The organism is Legionella sp. PATHC039, from assembly GCF_026191275.1.
Taxonomy (GTDB): domain Bacteria; phylum Pseudomonadota; class Gammaproteobacteria; order Legionellales; family Legionellaceae; genus Legionella; species Legionella pneumophila.
The window spans coordinates 2,465,920-2,489,466 of the sequence record NZ_JAPHOP010000001.1 but is presented as its reverse complement, the minus strand read 5'-3'; the positions used below and the strand labels follow the sequence as shown (position 1 = coordinate 2,489,466).

Genomic DNA, 23,547 nt, shown 5'->3' with positions numbered 1-23,547 from the left:
CTGTTGTATAAGTTACTCGTGCGTTGCAAAATAATTTAAATTCAGTTCGCGAGCCGCTTTCACATCATCCAGTCTTTTGACAGGTAAAGTGTGGGGCGCGGCTTTCAGTATATCAGGTTGTTTAATAGCTTCTTCGCGAATGGTCTTCATCACGGACACAAAAGCATCCAATTCCTCTTTACTTTCTGTTTCAGGCGGCTCAATTAACAAGCATTCCGGTACCAGTAAAGGGAAATAAGTAGTGGGGGCATGAACCCCATAGTCCAATAACCTTTTTGCAAAATCCATGGCAGTCACGTCATAATTTTTCTTTTCGGAATTTAAAGTAAGAATAAATTCATGCGATGCACGTCTGTCAGGATAGGCTGCTGTATAGCCCACTTTAGTCAATTCTTTAAGTAAATAATTGGCATTAAGTGTTGCGAACTCTGATACGCGCAATAGGCCTTCTTTACCAAGGACAAGCATATAAAAATAAGCTCGCAATAAAATGCCGGCATTACCCATAAAGCACGATAATCTTCCTATGCTTTGTGGATAATCCTGGCGAGTTGCCCAGTGATACCCGGAGTCGGTTTTTTTCACAACAGGTAAGGGCATGTAAGGAATAAGGCGTTTGCCAACAGCAACAGGGCCAGCGCCAGGACCGCCACCCCCGTGAGGTGTAGCAAATGTTTTATGTAAATTAAGATGCATGACATCAAAACCCATATCACCAGGTCTTACTTTACCTAAAATAGCATTGAGATTAGCCCCATCGTAGTATAATAATCCTCCAGCCTGGTGTACAAGACTGGCTATTTCTTTTATCTGACGCATAAATAATCCCAAAGTGGATGGATTAGTTAGCATAATTCCAGCAGTCCTGGGGCCTACTTTTCTTTTTAATTCATCAAGATCGATGTCACCGTCTGGAGCGGTAGCTATTTCTACTACTTTGAAGCCACACATTACCGCAGAGGCAGGGTTTGTTCCATGCGCCGCATCTGGAATGAGAATTTCATCTCGGGCGGTGTCGCCACGAGACTGGTGATAGGCTTTAATCATGGCGACTCCGGCAAATTCTCCCTGTGAACCTGCCATTGGAGTTAGTGAAACACCGGACATCCCCGTAATTTCAGAAATATAATTTTGTAATTTATAAAGAGTTTCCAGAAATCCCTGGCTTTCATTGTCCATGGCTAACGGATGGCGATTTATAAAGCCGGGAAGCGAAGCGGCTTTATGAACACCCCGGGGATTGTATTTCATGGTACATGAGCCCAAAGGATAAAAATTAGTATCTATGGAAAAATTCTTTTGGGAAAGGCAGGTAAAGTGTCTTACCACTTGCAATTCGGAGCAGGCCGGTAATCTTGGGGGCGACTTTCTTTGAAATTCTTCGGGTATTGAATAGTTTTTGCTTACTGCTCTGGGTATTTGGGCTTTTGCCTGGCGGCCAGCTTTAGATAATTCAAAAATCAACATAATTTGCCTTCCGTTTTTTGAATAAGTTCCTTGAGTTCATTCCTGTGTTTTACTGGAGTAAACTCGATAAATTGATACTCAGCAATTTCTGCTAAATAATAAGGGTCTTGTTTAAAAACTGACTCTAAATGGGCCCTATCATTTGTCGCTGCTATAATAATCCCACCGGTTGGAGGTTTCATGGGGCCAGAAGCAACCAATAGCCCTTGTTTGTAGTGGTAATCTAGAAACTCCCTGTGTGCCTGCAGATATTTGTTTACTTCATTGATGGGAACTAAATAGGTTAATTGCACAATAAACATCAGGCACCTCGCTTGGACATTATAGTTTTTAATGTTTTTGCATATTTCGCGATATCCTCTGCAGTGCGCACCTCTGTCGCACAAACTAACAGCGTATTGGCTAGCTGAGGGTAGTGTTGTTCCGGTGCGTAACCTCCAGCAATTCCAGCATCGGCCAGTTGTTGCAATACGGAGTGGACTGGTTGGTTTAGTTTAATCAAGGCTTCATGGAAAAAAGGAGCTTTGAATGCTAGTTCTACCCCCTCGATTTGTGTTAAGGCAGTAATCAATTCATGAGTGTTTTGATGGCATTGAGTTGCCACTTGGCTTAGACCTTCCGGCCCTAAAAGACTCATATAGATAGTTGCTGCTGTTACAAGTAAACCTTGGTTGGTGCATATGTTTGAAGTGGCTTTAGCACGCCGAATATGCTGTTCTCTTGCCTGGAGAGTTAAACTAAAACCGGTTTTTCCATCCTTGTCTACCGTGCGGCCAATTATTCTTCCGGGCATTTGTCTGACATGGGCCATACGGGTGCTCAGAAAACCAAAATAAGGGCCTCCTGATGCCATAGGTGAGCCTAAAGGTTGTCCTTCACCGCATACGATGTCTACCCCATGTTCTCCCCATAAGCCGGGTGGTTTTAATAAAGCTAATGAAGTCGGGTTAACACAAGCTACACTGATTGTTTTGTTATGATGTGCCCAGGAAGTCATTTCATCGACTTGTTCGAGGCAACCAAAGAAATTCGGTTGGGCTATGACCAAAGCTGTAATATCTTCTCCGTTGTATTGATTGAGAGAGCCAAGATTAGTGATTCCTTGCTGTTCATCAAAAGGGAGGGTGATGACTTCAATATGCTGATTACGTACTATCGTTTCAATGGTTTCGCGATAAAAAGGATGAACTGTGCCTGCAATCAGTACCCTGTTGGCCTTACTGTGTTTATTAAGGCGGACTGCCATTAGTACTGCTTCAGCTAACGCAGTTGCTCCGTCATACATTGACGCATTAGATACTTCCATGCCGGTCAACTCACAGATCATGGTTTGATATTCATACAATAATTGCAAAGTTCCCTGGCTGGCCTCAGCTTGATAGGGTGTGTAGGCAGTTAAAAATTCACCACGAGATGCAATATCCCACACGGCTGCTGGAATATGATGCTCATAACATCCAGCACCAATAAAACATATACCGTTGCGATTCTTTTGGGCTTGATTCTGGGCTTCTTTCAACATTTCCATTTCGTTAATGCCAGCAGGGATATTTTGAAATCCTACATATTGCAATGAAGCAGGTATTTCATCAAATAAATCCTGAATGTCTTGAGCACCAATTGTCGCTAGCATCTCTTTGGTATCATTGGGCGTGTGTGGAATATAAGGCATAATTAATTTTCCTCAGCTATCTCATTTTGATATTGCTCATCACTCAACAGGCTTTTTATTTCATCAGGATGGCTGGGCTTTAGCTTCACGAGCCAACCTTCATGGTAGGGATCGTGGTTTACCAGGGCAGGGTTTTTACCAACGGCTTCGTTAACCGCTGTTACAACACCACTAATGGGAGCATAAAAATCAGAAGCTGCTTTCACTGACTCCACCACACCTAATTCTTGGCCTGCACTCACTTCATCACCTATTTCGGGTAGTTCTACAAATACCATATCCCCCAATAATTCTTGCGCATGATCTGTAATTCCTACTGTGACCTCTTCCTCATCTTCTCTCAGCCATTCATGGGTTGTTGTGAATTTCAAATCATTCATTTTGTATATCCTTAATATTAATATTACTAAAATTTAAACAGGTTTTCCTTGTTTGATAAAGCGAGGCTTCCCTACTTTTGCCGGGATTAACTTTCCGCGTATGTCAACCAGTACTTGTTCACCTGTTTCCACGGGAACTCGTGCCAAAGCTATAGATTGTTCCAGGGTAGGAGAATAACTGCCGCTTGTGATAATTCCATCAGGGCAGTCTTTAATAATAACCTTTTGGCCATGACGCATAATGCCTTTGTCCAACAAGGTTAAACCGACCATCTTACGTTTAATTCCTTGTTGCTTTTGAGAAACCAAAGCGCCCATTCCGATAAATCCTCTATCTTCCGGCTCCCATTTTACTGTCCAAGCCAAACCAGATTCCAGTGGGGTTGTTGTTTCATCCATATCCTGGCCGTAAAGAAGCATTCCTGCCTCTAATCTCAGGGTATCTCTGGCCCCTAATCCACATGGCGTTACTCCAGCATTCAGGAGATCATTCCAGAGTTGAGTAATAAATTCATTAGGGACAATGATTTCAAGGCCATCTTCCCCCGTATAGCCGGTGCGAGCAAAAAACCAGTGATCCACATCAACGCATTCGAAAGAGGTAAGAGTTGAAACGGCATCTACATGGGCGGGTGCAAGAATACTCAATGTTTTCGCTATGGCATTTGGACCTTGTACAGCGAGCATTGATAATTCACGCCTTTCTTGTAAGCCAACAGCAAATCCTTCACTTTTTGTGCGAATCCAGGCCACATCATTTTGCCTGGTTGCCGAATTAAGTACCACTCGGTAATTATCGGAAGCGCGTTGATATACAATAAGGTCATCTATAATTCCGCCGTGTTCATTACACATACAGCTGTATAAGGCTTTTCCATTATGAGTAATTTGGTCGACATCGTTGGTTAGCAGTTTGCGCAGAAATTGACGACCACCGGCGCCTAAAATATCAACGATGGTCATATGTGAGACATCAAACATGCCAGCATCGTTTCTGACAGCATGATGCTCGTTTAACTGAGATCCATAATGAAGAGGCATATCCCAACCATGGAAATCCACCATTTTGGCACCAGATGCTAAGTGCATAGTGTGAAGAGGAGTTTTAGCAGTCATTGCATTTCCTTTTTTTATCACTTATTGGATGTGATTATACCTGTTGGGATTAATTTTGCGAGGTTTCCAATTTGATTTTTTTGCATGATCCTCTCCCTGGAAATAGCATATAATATAAATTTATGGGAAAGAATATGGTGTGGCCGATAATTTGGAGATGGATCCTAGATTTAGGATGGCTTTGTTTTCTTTTAATTCTTTTTTGGTATTTTTGGAAAAAAAGAAGAGATTTGGTTGAAGCAAAATCCTGGTTAAAAGCGAAGGGGCATGTCACGCGCTGTGAGTGGACAAGAGTAGAGCATAGTGTTTGGCCTAGAATAGAATATATCTATGAAGTTTATGAGAAGGATTTGACAGGGGAATATTTGTTTTTGGATACAACATTTAATACACCCAACAGTAAATATTCCCGAAGTATTGCATATAAAGTGGCAATAGCTTACAGAGATAACTCAGAAATTGACGTCTACTATAATCCCAATCGTCCTGAACAATCTGCTTTAGATGTTACCATACCTAAAAAACTAACTTTTATTTTAATTCTAATCAGCTCATTAATTTTGCTGCATATTGGTATTATTGTTTGGCGTCTCCTTGTTTAGTATTCCCAGGTGTCTCTTCAATTTTACATTGGCATGGCGGGTTGATGGGGGTGGATTGCAGGCTGGTTACGCTGAAACCTCTTACACCTTGTCCGGGAGATGCAACGGTAAACCCTAATATAACTTTTAAATTTTGTTTTTGCTCGTATTGGGGGTTTTTATATACAACCAGTATGGGCATGATAGCTTGCCAGTGTGTCGGATCCAGGGTGATCAGCTTGGGTGGTTCTGTGGCAACAGCATTGACGAAATAGGCATTTTTTTGTACTACTTCAGGCAGTTTTGATTGATTAAGCGCTTTGCTATAGGCTATCCAGCCATCAGCTGAAAAATATTTGGCTATTTCCTTTTGTTGTTGCATGTAATTTTTATAATCAAAAGTGTAAGTGGCAATAATCGCTTCATTAGCCCAAACTGCCAATTGTGCTCTATCTGGCGCTGCATAAGTTAGTTTTGAGGCAATACTTAGAAGTAAACTCAGGGCAATAGTGATTGTTTTGTTCATAATAAATTCTCATCGATTATATCAATACTGCCAGTTTAGTCATTTTTTCATTACAAAAAAATCCCCGGCTAAGATCCCGGGGAGAATTATATATCCGGATTTGGTGCAATCCGGATACTACCCCGCATAAAGAGGGGGAAAGCGGGGTAGAGCACTCGGGGGAGAATGCTCACTATATTAGACACATGAATTGCAAAAAAGTTCAAAATTTAATCAAAATTATTTGTAAATACGGTTGAATGTGTTGGATTGTCTGGTATCGATGATGTTGTATTTATGGTATTTTATATTCACAGGACTTCCGAAAAACCCCAATTTCTTTGTTAAAAAAGTTTTTAATTCAGTCGTTTAGTTTATCTAAACTCCCTCATTAAAAATTTTTTTGCCTTGACCTTGGGGTTTTTCGTAAATCCAGATTCAGGAACGGATAAATATTTTTTAGATTTAAGGATTAGATTAAGGGAAACTTGTAACGTCAATTTTAAGAGAGGGTATAGTGGGCAATAGTCGGTTTTATTTTGCTAATCCTGATAAATTCAGTCGATTTATTAATCGATGGGATTTGCTATTGCTTATATTGACTTTTTCTGTGTTATTTTTCCTGGGTTGGGCCGGTTCACAGATGGCTACCCCGTATCAATTAGGGGATCAAATTCCCATTTCTTTAGAACCTTCTAACCTTCCCTTTTATGCGTTGCGAACAGTTTTACGCATGTTTATCGCATTGATTTTTTCAATTCTGTTTACTTTTATTGTAGGTGCTTTAGCTGCCAAAAATCGCAGGGCTGAGCAAATTGTTATACCGGCGATTGATATTTTACAATCGATTCCTGTTCTGAGTTTTTTATCTATTACTGTCACCGGGTTTATTCATTTATTTCCCAATAGCTTGTTAGGTCCAGAATGCGCCTCAATTTTTGCTATTTTTAGCGCCCAAGTGTGGAATATGACTTTTGGATTTTATCAATCTTTAAAAACAGTTCCTCATGATTTGATTGAAGTCTCTGCCATGTTCAGGTTGTCAGCCTGGCAGCGCTTTTGGAAGGTAGAAGTTCCTTTTTCCATGTCTGGACTGTTATGGAATATGATGGTTTCAATGTCGGCAAGCTGGTTTTTTGTGGTTTTGTCAGAAGCTATCTCGGTGGCGCACCAAAATATCAGATTACCCGGTGTAGGCTCTTATATCGCATTGGCGATAGCCCAGAGGGATTTGCATGCTGTGGGATATGCCATTCTAACCATGGTTATCGTTATTTTTTTGTATGATCAAATACTTTTCAGGCCACTTATTGCCTGGTCTGAAAAATTTAAAATGGAACAGTCTCCCGATGAGTCAGAATATCAATCCTGGTTAATTGACTTGATACGTAGTAGTCGTTTGATGAAGAGAGTGACCGAGTGGCTCGCGGTCTTTACCAATAGTTTTGTAAATGCTCGTTGGCTGAGGATTGGTGAGGTGAAGGCTGTTAAGGAAATTGATTTTAAAAGGCGAAAGCGTTTGGACCGATTGTGGACAGCGTTGGTTGTGATAGCTGTTATTACTGGCGGGTGGTTTTTGTTGAAATTTATTCTCGCTGAATTGAAGGTGAGTGATATATTTCATGTCTTTTTATTGGGCGCAGCAACAGGAGCTCGGGTCATTATATTAATTTTGCTAAGCTCTATGTTATGGATTCCCGTTGGCGTGTGGATAGGATTAAGGCCAAGGCTGGCTCAAAAAATACAACCCATTATTCAATTTGTGGCAGCGTTTCCAGCGAACCTATTTTATCCTTTATTTGTAATTGCCATTGTCAAATTTAATTTGAGCGTGGAAATCTGGGTAACTCCGCTCATGATCCTGGGCACACAGTGGTATATTTTATTTAATGTGATCGCAGGAGCCTCGAGTATACCCCGCGATCTTTATCTGGCAGCTGATAATTTTGGGTTAAAGGGTTGGATATGGTGGAAAAGATTGGCTTTGCCAGGTATTTTTCCTTTTTACATTACCGGAGCTATTACAGCAGCAGGCGGTGCATGGAATGCCAGTATCGTTGCTGAATACGTGAGCTGGGGAAATATTACTCTTAAGGCCACAGGCCTGGGGGAGTATATCCAGGCTAGTACGACAGCCGGAGACTTCCCGCAAATTGCATTAGGAACAGCAATGATGTGCGTCTATGTATTAGCTTTTAACCATCTTATTTGGCGCCCGCTTTATCGATTAGCCGAAGAACGATTTAATTTTAATTGAGACTCCTATGCCGGAAACAATTATTAACATAGAAAATTTAAGCAAATCTTTTAAAAAAGCACCTTCCCAGCACCTTCTTGTACTTGAAGATGTTAATTTCAAATTACAGGAAGGCGAAATAGTTGCTTTGTTAGGTAAATCTGGTTCAGGGAAATCCACTTTACTCAGGATTATTGCTGGTCTTATCGCTCCTTCCAGTGGAACAGTGACTTACCGCGGTAAACCTGTAACCAGGCCGGTAGAAGGCATTGCTATGGTATTTCAGTCGTTTGCTTTAATGCCCTGGCTTACAGTCTTGGAAAATGTGGAGCTTGGTTTGGAAGCACAAGGAATCAGCCGCGAGGAAAGAAGGCACAGGGCTATTGAAGCGATAGATATTATAGGTTTGGATGGTTTCGAATCGGCTTTTCCCAAGGAATTATCTGGTGGGATGCGACAACGGGTTGGTTTTGCTCGCGCTTTGGTTATTAATCCGGATGTGTTGTTAATGGATGAACCCTTTTCCGCACTTGATGTACTTACTGCAGAAAACCTCAAATCAGATTTATTGGAGTTATGGAAAGAAAAGAAAACGAATACCAATGGTATTTTATTAGTAACACACAATATAGAAGAAGCGGCGACTTTGGCTGACAGGATAGTGATTTTTGGTAATGATCCCGGCTATATTCGTGCTGAATTACCAGTGACTCTTCCGCAACCCCGTGACCCGGAAAGCCCGGAATATCTTGCCTTAGTTGATAAGATTTATACTTTAATGACTACTGGACCCAAAGAAAAAGCCAAGCGAGCGCAAAGGGAGCGTCAAATAGGTTTAGGCTATCGCTTACCCGATGTCGAGCCCTCGGAATTATCCGGTCTGATAGAAACTATGAAATCCTTTGAAGAACGTATTGATTTACCTGAGCTGGCAGACGAGCTCATGATGAATATTGATGATCTGTTCCCAATTCTTGAAACTCTGGAGATACTTGGTTTTGCCAAGGTGTCTGCGGGAGATATTCAGTTAAGTGAATTAGGAAAGCAATTTTCAGAAGCTGATTTGCAAGAGCGTAAGCAATTGTTTGCGCAAAGATTATTGGAAAAAGTCCCTCTGGCTCGTTATATAAGACGTGTACTGGATGAGAAAGCGGGGCATCGCGTCTCGGAAGAGCGCTTTTTGAGTAAGCTGGAGGATTATTTAAGCGAGAAAGAAGCAGATCGTGTTTTGAAAACAATGATTGACTGGGGACGATATGCCGAGATTTTTGCTTATGATTTCAATACCGGTATTTTGAGTCTGGAAAACCCGGGCAAGGGGGCTTAGCAAGAAAGCCAGGTCAAAATGACCTGGCCTGTGGTCAATTACCTTGGCGAGGAATATGCGTAAGAGATCAGCCCCCATCTCAACCAAATCCGGCCGTTAGAGAATATTGAAACATGAGGGTACTGACCTGATTAGGAATATCCTTTATAGCTTGAGTTAATTAAGCTGATTTTCTTAACAGGTAATTCAAAATTTCAAATAAACGCTCTTCGCTTCCTGCCATTTGTAAGTCAGTTTTGTATTTGTTATTGACGACAAAGGCTGGTACGGCGTTAATTTGATAATGCGCCATCAAAGACATACCGCTGTTAACGCGCATATCGATTGTTGGCGAATTTTCAAAAGCGCTCTTGGCAATTTCTCTGTCTACGCCATGAGCAACAAAAAAATCAACCATCGATTGTTTCGTTGCCAGTGGATTTTTATCTTCCTGAATTGCTTTAAACAATATGACATTCATTTTATCGGACATAGCCAGGGTTTTTGCTGTGTAATAGGCTTTGGCATACAAATCCCAGTTTGGTTTAAAAACAACTGGAATGCGCTCAAGATGAGCACCTTTACCCATTCTGGTTGCCCAATCATTTAGTGGGGCGTCAATTTTATAACACCATGGACAGCCATAGCTAAAAAATTCGGTAATCAGGGGTGTTTTATCTTTATTAGTAGACAATTGCGCACTGGCAACGGTTTGATAATCTTTACCTTCAATAAATTGAGTTGCCAAAGCAGTCATTGGTATAAGAAATAATAGGGCAATTAATTTTTTAAACATAGTCAATTCCTCAATATAAGCCTTGAATATAATAAGCAACGGCTTCCATATCTTCTGGACTCATTTTACTACTGATATCCTGCATAATTTGATTTAAGTCATTCCTTCGCTTCCCGTCTTTAAATGCTTGCAGTTGCATTATAGTATAAGCTGCATGCTGACCAGAAAGCAGGGGAAAGCCTGCTTGAGCGTTTCCACTTCCTTTAGGACCATGGCAGGCTATACAGGCCGCGATGTGTTTGTTTAAATCACCACCTCTGTAAAGTTGTTCGCCTCTTTTTAAATATTTTTCAGGGGTTGAACCTTCAGCAACGGGCATTTTAGCATAATAGGCTGCCAAGTCATCCATATCCTGCTCATTCAGATTAGCAACTATTGCAGTCATAGTGGGTGCAGAGCGCGACTTACCTTCTTTTATATCTTTCAATTGTTTTACAAAATATTTCTCATGCTGGCCGGCAAGATTTGGCCATTCGGGATTCGTACTAATACCTTGCGGACCATGGCAGGCGGTACAGACTGTTGACTTATTTTGTCCAGCCTCTTGCGGGTTTTCCTGGGCAAAAATTACTGATGAAGAGCACAGGATTAATACGAGTGCTAATTTTTTCATGGATTTCTCATAATAATTTAGTCAATTAATGTTACACTGCCTGGGTCAAAATCCCAAAACTAAAATGATATCTTATGCCAATCAATTTATATTCTAAAGCAGTATTTTTAAAAAGTGCAGCCCGTGTCAATCAATTACCTGAAGATTCCGGATATGAGGTAGCGTTTGCTGGCCGTTCCAACGCTGGAAAATCCAGTGCCTTAAATTGTCTGACTAATAATAAAAATTTGGCAAGAACCAGCAAAACACCAGGCCGCACTCAACTGATCAATCTCTTTTCTCTTGATGAGCATAGGCGCCTTGTTGATTTACCAGGTTATGGTTATGCCAAGGTAGCAATGGAAGTAAAATTGGAATGGCAAAAGAATTTAGCCCACTATCTAGAAGCAAGGCAATGTTTGAGAGGATTAATTTTGTTGATGGATGTACGGCACCCATTGAAAGATTTGGATCAAATATTAGTGAATTGGGCTTTGCACAGAGAGCTCCCAGTGCATATCTTATTGACAAAAGCAGATAAGTTAAGTCGTAGTGAAGTCAAAAATGCCGTACTTAAAGTTCGGCAGTATTATGAGCTGGCAGAGCATTTGGTTTCTGTGCAAGCGTTTTCTTCTGTGAAAAAGGATGGTGTTGAGGAGTTGATTTCTTTGCTAGACCATTGGTATGAATGGAATTAATTTTTTTAGTGTGGACGCTCGGTGGAATATGGTTTATTTTTTTTACTGAATTAGTATCTAATATTCTCTTTCTGTTCATTTTTTGATATAATGCGCAACTTATATCTTATATGATTTCAAGAGGATCACAATGACACTTTTATTCCCAACTCAAGGCCCTATTACTATCCGACAAGGTATTGGAGGTAGTTGCTATCTTTTGTCATCCCTGGATTGTATTTTAAATCTTGGACAGGAAGGTGAGCAATTAATTAAATCACTGTTTACTCAAAGAGATGACGGCCGAGTTATTGTAAGAATCAAACGTCATGAGGCATTAAAAGATAATTTACAAAAGAGTAAAATGACTGGGAAATACACCCATTATGTGGATGAGCTCAACAATGAAGATGTGTTTGAGATTAGCCCTGAAAGATTAAAGGAAATTGATACCCAGTATGGTGGAGTGGAAAGTAATTCTCTGGCAATAAAGATTTTGGAACGCTTAGTTTCCTATTATTATGTGGGAGATTGGAGTAATACTGATCCTCAGGCAAGCATTATTGCTCATGATATACCGGATAGAATTGCCGGTTTTACTTCCACTGCTTTTTTGGGCAAACTCTTTGGTATTCAAGCGGAAGACATTCCATACTCCAGGCTTGACGATATCATCAAATTGAAATTAATGAATCCTGATGAGCCTGTTTATATTAGTATGTCTTACGGAAAAGTCGATAGTTATGGGAAATTTCATGCCCGCCATGCTTTAAGAATAGGCAAAATTATTCCTAAAGGTTCTGAAAGTTATGATTTTGTTTTAATCAATCCGCACAATAATTCTAAAACAGAAACTTATAGCCTAAATGAGCTCGAGAAACGAAACTGCCGATTTTGCCTTTTTAATACCAGTATCCATAGAGCCAGTTTGACAAAAAAATTATTGAAACTTTCCAATGATGAGGGGAGGTATGTTTTTTCTAATTCTGGGCTGCAGAAAAGGTTGATATCTTTGGAGGAAATGAATCTTCTAACCAGCAACAAAATTATTTCTTCTTGCATTAGTTTGCATAAACAAATCCCTTATCTTGAAAAACTTTTCCTTAAACTGTCAGTGGATGAAAAGAAAACATTAACTACTTGCATAGCCAATGCGGATGGTTCTAAAAAAGAATTCCTAAAATTATTTTTAACCCATATCCCTGCAATGGATTTGCTTGAACTGGTTCTTCGTGAAGAAACATCTCAAGAATTATTAGGCGAGGTTTTGACAGAGTTAGCCTTGTCAAGCCCAGTCGAAGAAAACAAATTAAGTCCCAAAGCAGGCATAAATTTTAATAGCGAGGCTTTTCTCTATTTAATAGTGAAGTCTGCAATACAGCAAAAAATCAATCAGCTAGATTACATGCCTGAAAAAGCGAAACAAGAAATTGAATCCGGGTTAATTAACTTTTACTTTGGCGGAGCATCCTCTAATTTAACAAGAGCATCAGGGTTAAGAGCATTGTTTATAGCCAATGTTTTCTCCAAAAAATCAATAGAGACATTATTTCCGCCAAAAGCTCTTTTTGCAAAAGCAATTGCTAACTATCTCACACTAAAGACTTTACCGGATTTATTGATTGAGTACTTAAAAAGCAAAGACACATCCCCAATTGATGAGGAGTTTTTTGATGTTATTCTTGCCAGCGCAACGTTTAAAGATCCGGATGAATTCTTTGAAAATTTGTTCAGATTAAGCCGAATTAATCCAGAAGTGGCAAAAACTTTATTTGTTTTCGCATCTCAAAAAATTAGTGTTCTATTTGGCATATCTTCAGAAGAATACGCAAAAAAAATCGCTTTAAAAGATTCAGGCGAATTCAAATCATGGTTTGAGCCCTTATCCAAGCCACAACCTGTGATAAAAATTCCAGAAATTGATAATGTATTAAGGCAACAACGAGTCGACGATGCTAAAAGAGTGATTTTAGATATTGTTCAACGAATCAATTCTTTTCCATTTAGTTTTGAGGGATTTAAAACCGTAGCACACGTTAATCTCAATGCAGAAGAGTTCAGAGGCCAACTTATTAAGAAAATAGTTTATTCTGACGAATTGCAAAATGCGTTGCAAATACTGGATTTAGCTGATGGACATCCGGAAGTCCAGAAGGCTTTAGAACGTAAGCTCCGAATGATAGACGCCGCAGCTAATCGACGTTCAGATTTTCTCAGGAAGTATGAAACGGATATAGATGAGCATGTCAGGCAAATAAAAAATTTCCCCATCGACTTTAATGATGCGGATACCATAGTAGCTATTGAATCCCAACGCATTTTGTTGAATAAAAAACTTCACACACGGGTTAAGGCTGAAGACCTTTTGGGTGAACAATTAATCGCGAATCCAAAAATAAAAATGGTCTATTATGAGCAGGTTGAAAAGATTAATTTGCGGGCTGAATTATTGCAAAAACAGCTTCTTGATGAGTCACAAAAGGTTATCGATTCTGTTGAGAAAAGAATTAATAATTTTACAATTCGTTTTAATGATATAAGTTCTACTTCCGCAATAGAATGGCAGCGCAATAATTTATTGCAGCAACTTGATAATCTGGTTAAACCTAATCAAGCTTTGTTAGGTGCTGAAAAAGTTCTGGATTGTAATGACTTGCAACCATCCATAGTAAGAGCACTGCAAGCGAAAAAACAAGAAATAAATGAAACAGCTGATCAATTGATCATTAAAATAAATGCTGAAGAAGTAGTAAAAAGCTATGAAAAACAAATCAGGGAATTTCCGATAAGTTTTAACAGATGCCAAACAGTTGAAGAAGTGATTGCCAGAAAACAGGATTTAATTCAATCGGTTCGAAATTTGGTGGGCAACAAACCAGATTTGCTTAAGGCTCAGGAACAGCTTCAACTTTTATCTGGTGAGTATCATAGTGATATCAAAATGGCTCTGAGAGATAAAGTTTGCGAAGTTAACAGGCAAGCTGATGCAGTGAGTAAGCGTATTACTGATCAAATCGCTGCAACAAAAGAAACCTTGAATATTCTTGCCGAAATTAAATTTTCCGACCACTTGAAAACTATTGAAAGTATGGTTAAAACGCTGGAAACCAAAGCGGTTGGCGATGAAAATTATAAACGTGCGGCACCCATAGCGAGAACATTTTACAATAATTTATTAAGGGCCGAAGAGCGCTTCAAAAACTCTCAGCTGCCCAAGAATGTGAAATGCAAGGATTTTCATCAAGATTGCGTCCGTGCCATTAATGCAGTCATACCTGTTTTAGAAGTACATCGTGGTTGGAAACAAGTGTTTGCTGATTTAGCGAGTGCTTTAGTCACTTTATGCACTTTGGGCGGAGCCAATTTATACGCGGGAAGATGGCGATTATTTCCTGTACCCACCGAGTCTGAAACAATTGTCAAAGATTTTTCATTGTCAATGCAACCGCTCGCTGTCAGAGCCTGATGAAATTGATTTGATATTATTTGAACTGGTTGTCAGGCTTCACATAGTTTATTTGTTTGCTATCAGAATAAACTTTGTGAAGCTCGACAGTTCTTTTTACCGCTTCAAAATATTTTTCATGATTTCCTCAACGATCTGAGGGTTAGCAAGAGTTGTTAAATCACCCAGCTCATCAATGTGCGACACTTCTTTACAAGCAATTTTTCTTAGTATTCGGCGCATAATTTTACCTGAACGGGTTTTCGGCAAATCATTTACAAATTGAATGACATCTGGTTTGGCGATAGCACTGATTTCATCTTTGACTCGCTCCATCAATTCATTTTGGAGCTTGGCATCCGGCTTATTTCCCTGCTTCAGAATGACATAGGCAAATATTCCTTGACCCTTTAAGTCATGAGGAATACCTACAACGCCAGCTTCAGCAACCTTAGGATGGCTGACTAATGCTGATTCAATTTCAGCAGTACCCAATCGATGCCCGGAAACATTAAGTACGTCATCAATTCGGCCTGTAATCCAATAATCTCCATCCTCATCTCGTTTGGCCCCATCACCAGTGATGTAATAGCCGTTGGATAAATAAGTGTTACAGTATCTTTGGTGATCTCCTGCAATGGTTCTTGCCATAGAAGGCCATGGGTATTTGATAGCCAAAAAGCCTTCTCCAGCGCCATTAATTTCATGTCCTTGCTCATTTAACAGGAGTGGTACGATCCCCGGAATAGGTTTACGAGCAGAGCCTGGTTTGATCACTTCATCACTGGCTCTGGGACTAATCATAATGGCTCCAGTTTCCGTTTGCCACCATGTATCCACTATCGGGCATTTCCCTTGTCCAACTTTTTGGTGATACCAATTCCATGCTTCCGGGTTAATTGGCTCACCCACTGAACCCAGTAAACGAAGAGAACTTCTTGAGCTTGAGTTTAGCCATTGATCGCCAGCTCTCATCAGGGAGCGGATGGCCGTGGGAGCTGTGTAGAACACATTCACTTGGTGCTTATCAATGATGCGCCAATTTCTTGCTGAGTCAGGCCACGTAGGTATTCCTTCAAACATCAATGTGGTAGTGCCATTGCAGAGGGGTCCATAGACGACATAACTATGCCCTGTAATCCAACCGACATCAGCAGTACACCAAAATACTTCATTATCCTGACAAGCAAATATCAGTTGATGTGTATAAGCAGCCTGTACTAAATAGCCACCTGTGGTATGTACCACCCCTTTCGGCTGCCCCGTGCTTCCTGAAGTATAGAGAATAAACAGTGGATCTTCGGCGTTCATTGGTTCCGGCATGCATTGATCCGATACGGTTTGTTTTAGCTCATGCCACCAATGTTCTTTGTTCTTATTTAGTGCTGTTGGGTCATTTGAATTTTTAACAACCAGCTTAGTGATATTTAAGTCCACGCTGGCTTCATCAGCCTGTTTCTTTAAAGGGATAGTTTTTCCACCGCGTTGAAACGCATCCGCAGTGATTAAACATTTACAGGAAGAGGCTATTAATCGTTGCTGCAATGCATGGGCCGAAAACCCGGCAAACACAACGGTATGGATAGCTCCTATACGAGCACAAGCCAGCATGGCAATGGCCGCTTCAGGAATCATGGGCAAATAAATGCCTACCTTATCCCCTTTGCGAACATTTAGGCTTTTTAACATATTACTCATTTTGCATACTTCGGAATAAAGCTGCGCAAAAGTCAGGGTTTTATTTTGGTTTTCATCATCACCTTCCCAAATGATGGCCGTTTGATTCGCTTTATGGGGTAAATGCCTATCCAGACAATTAGCGCTAACATTGAGCAAGCCGCCTTGAAACCATTTCACATCGCCTTTGTGTAATCCTCCCTGCAGGGTAATACTCCAAGGTTGTATCCAGTCAATGGTTTGCGCGGCAATTTCAGACCAAAATTCAGATAAAGATTCTTCTGTAGGTGTTAAATGAGGGTGCCTTAGATGAATGGGAAGCATGCTACACCTCTTGTGTTTTGCCAATGTGTTTAATAATGGCTGAAAAATCGATATCACCAAGTCCCTGATCGACAAATTGTTGATAAATTTCAGTTGTTTTGGCGCCAAGGGGTGTTTCAATGTGTACTGATTTCGCAGTATTTTGACTCAATAACAAATCCTTCAACATCATGTTTGCTGCAAACCCTGGCTTATAATCATTATTTGCAGGAACATTTTCCAATATTCCTGGTACAGGGACGTATTTGCTCATAGCCCAACATTGACCCGATGAATTGTTTACCACCTCAAATAGTTTTCCATCAGACAGCCCTAGTTCTTTCGCCAGAATGAACGCTTCTGATATGGCGATCATCGTGGTACCCAATATCATGTTATTGCAAATTTTGGCCGCTTGCCCACTGCCTGCACCGCCTGTATGGATGATTTTTTTCCCCATGGCAGAGAGAATGGGATGCGCTGCATTATAAGCCTCCGCCTCACCACCGACCATGAATGTTAACGTGGCTGCAGCGGCCCCCGCTACGCCGCCAGAGACGGGAGCATCGACGACTAGAAGATGATTTTCTTTCGCTATTTGATGGGTTTCTCGAGAGCTTTTTACATCAATTGTAGAGCAATCGATGTACAATGAGCCAGCATTTAACTGACTGAATATACCATCTACACCAAGGCATACATGTAAAACTTGCTGTCCGGTTTGTAACATAGTAACAATGACATCTTTGCCTTTTGCCAATTCCTGCAAGTTATGAGCAATAGCTCCTCCTTGTTCAGCAAAATGTTCAAGTGCTGATTGTTGCAAATCATAGCCCATGACACTATGACCGGCTTTCAAAAGATTAATGGCCATTGGAAAACCCATATGACCTAATCCCACAAATCCAATATTAGCCATATATTTCTCCGTAATAAGCATGATTAATCATGAGTGGGCATGGCAAAGCTGTTATCCTTTAATTCGGTTATTGGCCATTTGCTAGTGACTGTTTTGCGTCGAGTATAGAAATGTATACTTTCTTCTCCGTGCATGTTGGTATCTCCAAACACAGAGCGCTTCCAGCCTCCGAAAGGATGGTTGGCAATGGGAACGGGTATTGGAATATTAATGCCGACCAGGCCTGCTTGAACTCGCTGGCTATACTCACGTGCTGTAAAGCCATCCCGAGTGAAAATAGCAGTGCCATTTCCGTATTGATGTTTATTGACTAAAGCAAGAGCCTCTTCAAAATGGTTGACCCGCACGATAACCAGCACAGGTCCAAAAATTTCATTTTGATAGACAGACATTTCTTCGGTTACTTCATCAAACAAGCAGGGTCCCAGGTAAAAACCTTGTGGGTATTGAGGATGTTGAAAGGTTCTGCCATCGATAATCAAGCGGGCACCTTCATTAACCCCTTTTTCAATAGCGGCCAAAACTCTTTGTCGATGAGCCTGGCTGACAAGAGGACCCATATTAGTGCCTTCAACATCTCCGGCGTCTACGCGAATGGCTCGAATGAGGGGGGAAATTTTATTGATCAAGGCATCAGCGGTATGTTGACCAACCGTTACAACGACAGATAAAGCCATGCACCGTTCTCCTGCCGAACCATAGGCTGCTCCGACGATAGCATTAGCTGCCTGGTCTAAATCGGCATCAGGCATAACCACGCAGTGATTTTTAGCTCCGCCAAAAGTATGTGCCCGCTTTCCATAGGCTGCTGCAGTGGTATAGATGTATTCGGCAACAGGAGTGGAGGCGACCGCAGTAAAGGCAGCTACATCCGGATGAGCCAATAAATGCTCGACAGTCGTTTTATTACCCTGGATACAATTGGCAACGCCCGGAGGTAACCCAGCATCACTTAACAGTTCCAATAAACGGACAGGCGCAGAGGGATCTTGCTCGGAGGGTTTAAGAATAAAGGTATTTCCACAAGCAATAGCAGGAATCATCATCCAAATGGGTACCATGACAGGAAAGTTAAATGGAGATACTCCGGCACATACCCCCAAGGGTTGTCGAAAAGTATGGCAATCAATATGGCTGGCCACTTCAGCAGAAAAATCTCCCTTTAGTTCGTTGACGAGCCCGCAGTGCAGCTCCACTACCTCAATGCCTCTGGCTACCGATCCTTTCGCATCATCCAGCGTTTTGCCGTGCTCACGAGTGACTATTCGTGCCAGATCCATTTGGTATTTTTCCAGCAACTCTCTAAATCGGAATAAAACTCGCGCTCTTTTTATAGCAGGGGTTTGCGACCATTCATTTCCTGCCGCTTTCGCAATAGCCACAGCTCTGTCACAGGTTGCCTTTGACGCAAAATGGACTTGGCCAATAATTTCACCCAGAGCAGGATTATAAATGGCTTGAGCTTCAGTATCCGTTTCATTAATAAGTTGTCCACCAATATAGTGAGGCACATTGTATCCCATTTTTAAACTCCTTGTATTGAAAGGCGGTAGCTAGATAATAGTTATAGAAAGAGTACTGACATTAAATTTTTGTCATTTATTTCTAGCCAATGATTGCCGTTACTTAATGATTAATCACTCAGTGTTTTAAGCGTTACCTGATATCGTCGATCTGATAGGCTATCTTGTGAACCTAGTGTTTCAACGACTTCAAAATGAGTTGGATTACCTGCTTTTTTTAAAGCATTTTGAATGGCATCATCAATCCCGGATTCTGAAAAACCTGTAAAATCCTCTATACTTTTCATAGCTATCCTTTTACTATTCCTCCAAAAAAACTAGTTTAGCATGAAGTAATGCTATTAAGGCAATTAACTTCCTGATATCTTAGGGTGAATATATAATTCAATTGTTAATTCAAAAGATTGTCACTTTGAATTATTTATACAATAATGAGGAAATTAAGGCAGTAAGGGAATTAAGCTATGGGAAAAGGTATAATTTTACGTGTTTTGGAAAATACAATATTATCTCCTCAGGTATTTGATACACTAGAGCGACTTCTACCTGGTTACAAATTAGAGTATTTCAAAGAGCAGCCAGATTATCGTAAAAGCATCGCTCGCCGGATAGATAGCATTCATGGTGCCTTTTCATTTATCTTAAAAGCTTACCCCCTCGATCCAAAACATACTTCGCTGACGGTTGCAACCTTAAGTACTTATGCCGCAGAATGCAAGGCTTCATGTGACCTGGAAAAACTGACATTAGAAGAGTTGCATCTTGAGCTCGAACGATTTACGGCCAAATTGGTTGAGGCTATTGCAATCGCGTGGAAATGGCCTAAAGGTAAGGCAGTCAAAGAGGCGATAGCCAGCCTTAATGAAGCAGAGCAGTATGTCTTAATGAGTCGGGGTCGTAGCGATATCGCTACCATAATGCCGATTGAAATGGGCAGTGAGACAAAGTATGTTTTGCAATATGATGAATCCCTTTCTCCCGTTTATGAACAATGGTTAACTGAATTAAAACAATTAAAAGAATATAATTTTCCTAAAACACCTGCCTGGTTTAAAAATCTGCCGCCCTATCAACAAGCTTATTATTGTAATCTGAATTTAAGTTCTGTTGATCCTAAAAAAGCGCTGCAGCACTTTAATACATTTTTTGGCAATTGGGGAGATATTGCAAAAAGGTCACTGAATTTGACCACGGAATTAAATCAAATACATACCAACTCACCGCCTTATCCTTCCTGGTTCAATGAATTAAGCCTTGCTCAGCAAGCCATGATTCGCGTCTTGTCTGCTACTCCGCATGAGATTAAATCCAGCTTAAAAGAGTTTAAAAAATTTATGGTTGAGCAGGCCAGGAATGATCAATACGCATCGACTTTGAGCCTAGTGCCTAAGCTTCCACAGTGGTATTGGGTTTTATCCGAGAAACAACAATACTTTTTGGAATATGCTCTCAAAAATGCAGAAAAGGTTGAGGATGTCGTATCTTATTTATCAAGCCGGCACCGAACTTTGCCTGCTCCAGCCAATTATGGTGCGCACAGTTTATATTTAATCGATGATGAGGGTAAAGAAACTTTATTTTATGACAAGAGGTATCGCTCAAGCCATGTTGCCAGTCGTGATTCGTTAAAATTTCCTGAGGATGTCCAGCAGCGTCATGTCGACTCCAACCTGGTTAAGGTGATGGAATTTGCCAAACCTCAACAACCTTTGTTATTGCAAACATTAATTAGCCCTATTCATGCAGTAGATTATATTCCAACAGTGGTTACAGACTTTTTACCGGAATTACCTCCGGATCTGGAGTTGTATAAAATTGCCCGAGAAGCGGTCACCCGGAGCAAACGCAGGCATGAAATATTCCAGCATAATCATCCTTTTAATATTGCCAAGCGTTATTATTATACTCAGGCAACGGATACAGACAGCGAGTTTTTATTAAAAGCTGCGCAGAAATATGTGTCTTCCAAGCCTGGATTGCAAGCGCTAATCGATGATTATAAGGCCGTTTTAGAGTCGCCTTTAGGCTCTGCAACATTTTGGGATTACGATGGCAGGGAATTATTTCTTAGCTCTTTGGAAGAATTGATTATTCTAAACATGGGCGGCTATAGCTATGGCTCCTGTGTCAGTGGTAAAGACAGAAAAGCAGTAGAGTTATTGCATACTGATGCGATGATTGTGTATAAAGCAAAATATGGAAATTGGCCTAAATTTGGAATTCCCAAAGAAAAACAAGAACGAGTCAATTTCATTAATATTGTCGTAGATCTTTATATCTCCAGACATCAACATGAGCTTGCAGGGCAAAATGCGCCAGGTTCAGAGGGAATCAAAACGCCTGATTGGTACTGGCCAAACGATATCGCTGAGGCCATTAACGAGCGCTTGGGCACTGAGAAAGCATTAGCCTATGATGACCGATTAGCTACTGATAATGAAGTGAAGAATATTAGCAAGGATTTGCGTTCCTTTTTTCTACCAGAAAACGAATTGCATTGCTTGTTAATTGCCAAACAGCTGGGCGAAAAAATGTGTACAATGCTTTATGATGTGCTAAGCGCTCTAATCAATGAGGAGCGCAGATTTCAAAAATCGAGCAAAGATTCCTGGAAATTACGTTGGTTCTCTGATAAAGATGTGAGCTTAACACCTACTGGAATACTCAATATTCGTGAAGTTATGCATGATGAAAACTCGGGCAATGATAATGTTCTTCGTATTGGAAAAATATTTGCAGCCGTTTTAAATCGGCCAGAAAGCGACTCATCAAGAACTACAGCAACCAATTCAGTTTATGATCGTATTAGGAAATTATTACAGCCCCTGTCATCAGAAACCACTTTACAAACACTGGCAGAAGAAGCGATTTTAGAGTGGTCTTCTTTGTTTGAGAGTTCCAAAAGAGAAAACAGTGGATTGGTTTATATGTAATGTTTAAAAAAATGAGTTGGGAAACGTTCCATATCAAGGGGTGAAATGCGAAAAGGAGACCCGTATGCCTGACAGTAATACGGGTCGACTTGGTTTTTGAAATTTAAAGCAAATGTTCCAAACCATAAACCAGATTAGTTAAATTCAATACTTTTTGACAGGCCAGCACAATTCCCGGCATAAAACAGCGGCGATCTATACTGTTATGTGCAATGGAGAGTGTCTCGCCTATATTGCCAAAGAGGACTTCTTGCCGAGCAAGTAATCCAGGCAGTCTAAGGGAATGAATATTAATATCATGATGAGAGCCGCCTCGGGCCCCAGCGGTTAATTCTTTTAATGGAAGTTTGTTTTTGGGTTTTTTGCGCGCCGCAGCTATCATTTCTGCAGTTTTTAAAGCAGTCCCTGATGGTGCATCCAATTTTTGTTGATGATGGCCTTCAATGATTTCAACCTCTGAAAAATATTCAGAAGCTTTCGTGGCGAGCATCATCATTAAAATGGCGCCGAGAGAAAAATTAGGTGCAATAATTCCACCTATTTGTTTTATTTCACACAGCTTGGTGAGCTCATCGATTTGTGTTTCAACCAACCCCGATGTTCCAATAATCGGTCGAGCGCCGTGATTAATAATGGTTAAAGAGTTTTCATAGACACAGTCTGCTCTTGTTAAATCAACAACTATTTGTGCTTTGGTGTCCAGTATACTTCGCCCAAGATTATCCTGTCTGCTTAGTTTGGCTACTACTTCAAACTGTTCATGGTTTTCCAATGTTTCACAGGCTAGTATCCCCATTTTTCCATTGGCACCATTAACAATGACACGTGTTCGCATTTATCACTCCGAATTATTTACATGATTTACGAAAAATCCCAATCTCTTTATAAAAAAATTTTTTGCCTCGATTTGGCATTTTTCATAAGTCCTGATTTATTATATGTTGAATAAAAACAGGATTGGGATACTTATTGTTTGGATTGAGACGCCGGGGTAAGTGGGTTAACTGCTCGCCATGCCCAGATTGAAGCAAAAGGCCATCCAATTAGTGTCGCTTGCATAATCAATGCAACGACAGCTCCGCCTGGATTGTCTTTAATCAATAAAACCAACCACGGTATGAATATAGCAAGAATTGAAAGTAATATCCTCATTTTGTAATCACCATTAATACATTATTGAGCGATAAGGTTCCTTTATTTAGCAATCTATCAAGCATCCTCTGCGCTATTCTATCTGACTTAAGTTAATTATAGACATATCATAATGTATTTTGCTAATTGGATACAAATCAAAAGGCATTCGGCTTAATGGAAATAATAAAGAAGGCTTGCAAACAACCAATAAACATTGTACATTGTGCGCTCATTCCTCGAGTAACTAATAGCATAATTTACAGCATCTGACTTCAAGATATGACT

Annotated in this window: 20 protein-coding genes; 6 read left to right on the top strand and 14 right to left on the bottom strand. The window is 40.5% G+C overall.

Annotated elements, in window-relative coordinates:
- Positions 1-12 precede the first annotated feature (12 nt).
- From gcvPB to gcvT, 5 genes are read right to left on the bottom strand one after another with little or no spacing between them, the layout of a single operon-like run.
- Entirely contained in the window at positions 13-1,467 is a 1,455-nt protein-coding gene (gcvPB, locus tag OQI99_RS11320) for an aminomethyl-transferring glycine dehydrogenase subunit GcvPB (protein ID WP_265732005.1), read from the bottom strand.
- Positions 1,461-1,769 carry a YciI family protein gene (locus OQI99_RS11315; RefSeq protein ID WP_010945876.1) on the bottom strand — a complete coding sequence of 103 codons (309 nt, stop codon included), beginning with the start codon at positions 1,767-1,769 and terminating at the stop codon, positions 1,461-1,463. Before OQI99_RS11315 ends, gcvPB begins: the two co-directional genes overlap by 7 nt.
- Positions 1,769-3,139, bottom strand: a complete 1,371-nt coding sequence (gcvPA, locus tag OQI99_RS11310; RefSeq protein ID WP_265732004.1) for an aminomethyl-transferring glycine dehydrogenase subunit GcvPA — start codon at positions 3,137-3,139, stop codon at positions 1,769-1,771. Before gcvPA ends, OQI99_RS11315 begins: the two co-directional genes overlap by 1 nt.
- Before the next feature lie 2 nt (positions 3,140-3,141).
- Positions 3,142-3,519, bottom strand: coding sequence for a glycine cleavage system protein GcvH (gene gcvH, locus OQI99_RS11305; RefSeq protein ID WP_010945878.1), 378 nt, complete (start codon positions 3,517-3,519; stop codon positions 3,142-3,144).
- A gap of 33 nt (positions 3,520-3,552) precedes the next feature.
- Positions 3,553-4,635 (bottom strand): glycine cleavage system aminomethyltransferase GcvT, encoded by a 1,083-nt coding sequence (gene gcvT, locus OQI99_RS11300; protein ID WP_265732003.1) that lies wholly within the window; start codon positions 4,633-4,635, stop codon positions 3,553-3,555.
- Positions 4,636-4,769: 134 nt separating this feature from the next.
- On the opposite strand from gcvT, the gene OQI99_RS11295 reads away from it, so the two are divergent.
- Positions 4,770-5,237, top strand: coding sequence for a DUF3592 domain-containing protein (locus OQI99_RS11295; protein WP_265732002.1), 468 nt, complete (start codon positions 4,770-4,772; stop codon positions 5,235-5,237).
- On the opposite strand, the gene OQI99_RS11290 is transcribed toward OQI99_RS11295, so the two are convergent.
- Positions 5,212-5,742 (bottom strand): DotI/IcmL family type IV secretion protein, encoded by a 531-nt coding sequence (locus tag OQI99_RS11290; protein ID WP_265732001.1) that lies wholly within the window; start codon positions 5,740-5,742, stop codon positions 5,212-5,214. The two genes, OQI99_RS11295 and OQI99_RS11290, sit on opposite strands and share 26 nt — an antisense overlap.
- A gap of 496 nt (positions 5,743-6,238) precedes the next feature.
- Here OQI99_RS11290 and OQI99_RS11285 point away from each other — a divergent pair, with 496 nt between their 5' ends.
- The gene (locus tag OQI99_RS11285; RefSeq protein WP_265732000.1) at positions 6,239-7,978 is read left to right on the top strand and encodes an ABC transporter permease; all 1,740 of its coding nucleotides are present in this window, start codon (positions 6,239-6,241) and stop codon (positions 7,976-7,978) included.
- A gap of 7 nt (positions 7,979-7,985) precedes the next feature.
- Positions 7,986-9,284: an AAA-associated domain-containing protein gene (locus OQI99_RS11280; RefSeq protein ID WP_010945883.1), complete on the top strand. Its 1,299-nt coding sequence runs from the start codon at positions 7,986-7,988 to the stop codon at positions 9,282-9,284.
- A gap of 160 nt (positions 9,285-9,444) precedes the next feature.
- On the opposite strand, the gene OQI99_RS11275 is transcribed toward OQI99_RS11280, so the two are convergent.
- Together OQI99_RS11275 and OQI99_RS11270 are read right to left on the bottom strand one after the other, a co-directional pair.
- Positions 9,445-10,059: a thiol:disulfide interchange protein DsbA/DsbL gene (locus tag OQI99_RS11275; RefSeq protein ID WP_265731999.1), complete on the bottom strand. Its 615-nt coding sequence runs from the start codon at positions 10,057-10,059 to the stop codon at positions 9,445-9,447.
- Positions 10,060-10,069: 10 nt separating this feature from the next.
- Positions 10,070-10,672: a c-type cytochrome gene (locus OQI99_RS11270; protein ID WP_265731998.1), complete on the bottom strand. Its 603-nt coding sequence runs from the start codon at positions 10,670-10,672 to the stop codon at positions 10,070-10,072.
- A gap of 74 nt (positions 10,673-10,746) precedes the next feature.
- Here OQI99_RS11270 and yihA point away from each other — a divergent pair, with 74 nt between their 5' ends.
- A complete protein-coding gene (gene yihA / locus OQI99_RS11265; protein WP_265731997.1) occupies positions 10,747-11,349 on the top strand; it encodes a ribosome biogenesis GTP-binding protein YihA/YsxC in 603 nt (200 codons plus the stop codon).
- Between the two features lie 130 nt (positions 11,350-11,479).
- Positions 11,480-14,794 (top strand): Dot/Icm secretion system substrate, encoded by a 3,315-nt coding sequence (locus OQI99_RS11260; RefSeq protein ID WP_265731996.1) that lies wholly within the window; start codon positions 11,480-11,482, stop codon positions 14,792-14,794.
- A gap of 96 nt (positions 14,795-14,890) precedes the next feature.
- Here the strand turns inward: OQI99_RS11260 and acs are convergent, their stop codons facing one another.
- The 4 genes from acs to OQI99_RS11240 all read right to left on the bottom strand — a co-directional run bounded on the left by acs (position 14,891) and on the right by OQI99_RS11240 (position 19,482).
- Entirely contained in the window at positions 14,891-16,774 is a 1,884-nt protein-coding gene (acs, locus tag OQI99_RS11255; RefSeq protein WP_265731995.1) for an acetate--CoA ligase, read from the bottom strand.
- Position 16,775: 1 nt separating this feature from the next.
- Complete coding sequence (gene mmsB, locus OQI99_RS11250; protein ID WP_014843071.1) at positions 16,776-17,672, bottom strand: 3-hydroxyisobutyrate dehydrogenase; 897 nt, start codon at positions 17,670-17,672, stop codon at positions 16,776-16,778.
- 23 nt (positions 17,673-17,695) lie between these two features.
- A complete protein-coding gene (locus OQI99_RS11245) occupies positions 17,696-19,195 on the bottom strand; it encodes a CoA-acylating methylmalonate-semialdehyde dehydrogenase (RefSeq protein WP_265731994.1) in 1,500 nt (499 codons plus the stop codon).
- Positions 19,196-19,305: 110 nt separating this feature from the next.
- On the bottom strand, positions 19,306-19,482 hold the full coding sequence (locus OQI99_RS11240; RefSeq protein WP_265731993.1) for a dodecin domain-containing protein: 177 nt from the start codon (positions 19,480-19,482) through the stop codon (positions 19,306-19,308).
- A 177-nt stretch (positions 19,483-19,659) separates the two neighbouring features.
- Between OQI99_RS11240 and OQI99_RS11235 the strand changes: the two genes are divergently transcribed.
- Positions 19,660-22,128: an oxidoreductase gene (locus tag OQI99_RS11235; protein ID WP_265731992.1), complete on the top strand. Its 2,469-nt coding sequence runs from the start codon at positions 19,660-19,662 to the stop codon at positions 22,126-22,128.
- Positions 22,129-22,231: 103 nt separating this feature from the next.
- Here OQI99_RS11235 and dapB read toward each other — a convergent pair whose 3' ends face one another.
- Complete coding sequence (gene dapB / locus OQI99_RS11230; RefSeq protein WP_265731991.1) at positions 22,232-22,963, bottom strand: 4-hydroxy-tetrahydrodipicolinate reductase; 732 nt, start codon at positions 22,961-22,963, stop codon at positions 22,232-22,234.
- A gap of 131 nt (positions 22,964-23,094) precedes the next feature.
- On the bottom strand, positions 23,095-23,280 hold the full coding sequence (locus OQI99_RS11225; protein ID WP_265731990.1) for a hypothetical protein: 186 nt from the start codon (positions 23,278-23,280) through the stop codon (positions 23,095-23,097).
- Between the last annotated feature and the right edge of the window lie 267 nt (positions 23,281-23,547).

Bases quoted from the DNA above. Each gene is read 5' to 3' on its own strand.
- gcvPB (WP_265732005.1), bottom strand. From the start codon at position 1,467: ATGTTGATTTTTGAATTATCTAAAGCTGGCCGCCAGGCAAAAGCCCAA.
- gcvH (WP_010945878.1), bottom strand. From the start codon at position 3,519: ATGAATGATTTGAAATTCACAACAACCCATGAATGGCTGAGAGAAGAT.
- OQI99_RS11260 (WP_265731996.1), top strand. From the start codon at position 11,480: ATGACACTTTTATTCCCAACTCAAGGCCCTATTACTATCCGACAAGGT.
- OQI99_RS11245 (WP_265731994.1), bottom strand. From the start codon at position 19,195: ATGGGATACAATGTGCCTCACTATATTGGTGGACAACTTATTAATGAA.
- OQI99_RS11270 (WP_265731998.1), bottom strand. From the start codon at position 10,672: ATGAAAAAATTAGCACTCGTATTAATCCTGTGCTCTTCATCAGTAATT.
- OQI99_RS11235 (WP_265731992.1), top strand. From the start codon at position 19,660: ATGGGAAAAGGTATAATTTTACGTGTTTTGGAAAATACAATATTATCT.
- OQI99_RS11290 (WP_265732001.1), bottom strand. From the start codon at position 5,742: ATGAACAAAACAATCACTATTGCCCTGAGTTTACTTCTAAGTATTGCC.
- OQI99_RS11225 (WP_265731990.1), bottom strand. From the start codon at position 23,280: ATGAGGATATTACTTTCAATTCTTGCTATATTCATACCGTGGTTGGTT.
- mmsB (WP_014843071.1), bottom strand. From the start codon at position 17,672: ATGGCTAATATTGGATTTGTGGGATTAGGTCATATGGGTTTTCCAATG.
- dapB (WP_265731991.1), bottom strand. From the start codon at position 22,963: ATGCGAACACGTGTCATTGTTAATGGTGCCAATGGAAAAATGGGGATA.
- OQI99_RS11315 (WP_010945876.1), bottom strand. From the start codon at position 1,769: ATGTTTATTGTGCAATTAACCTATTTAGTTCCCATCAATGAAGTAAAC.
- gcvT (WP_265732003.1), bottom strand. From the start codon at position 4,635: ATGACTGCTAAAACTCCTCTTCACACTATGCACTTAGCATCTGGTGCC.
- OQI99_RS11280 (WP_010945883.1), top strand. From the start codon at position 7,986: ATGCCGGAAACAATTATTAACATAGAAAATTTAAGCAAATCTTTTAAA.
- OQI99_RS11240 (WP_265731993.1), bottom strand. From the start codon at position 19,482: ATGAAAAGTATAGAGGATTTTACAGGTTTTTCAGAATCCGGGATTGAT.
- OQI99_RS11275 (WP_265731999.1), bottom strand. From the start codon at position 10,059: ATGTTTAAAAAATTAATTGCCCTATTATTTCTTATACCAATGACTGCT.
- yihA (WP_265731997.1), top strand. From the start codon at position 10,747: ATGCCAATCAATTTATATTCTAAAGCAGTATTTTTAAAAAGTGCAGCC.
- OQI99_RS11295 (WP_265732002.1), top strand. From the start codon at position 4,770: ATGGTGTGGCCGATAATTTGGAGATGGATCCTAGATTTAGGATGGCTT.
- gcvPA (WP_265732004.1), bottom strand. From the start codon at position 3,139: ATGCCTTATATTCCACACACGCCCAATGATACCAAAGAGATGCTAGCG.
- acs (WP_265731995.1), bottom strand. From the start codon at position 16,774: ATGCTTCCCATTCATCTAAGGCACCCTCATTTAACACCTACAGAAGAA.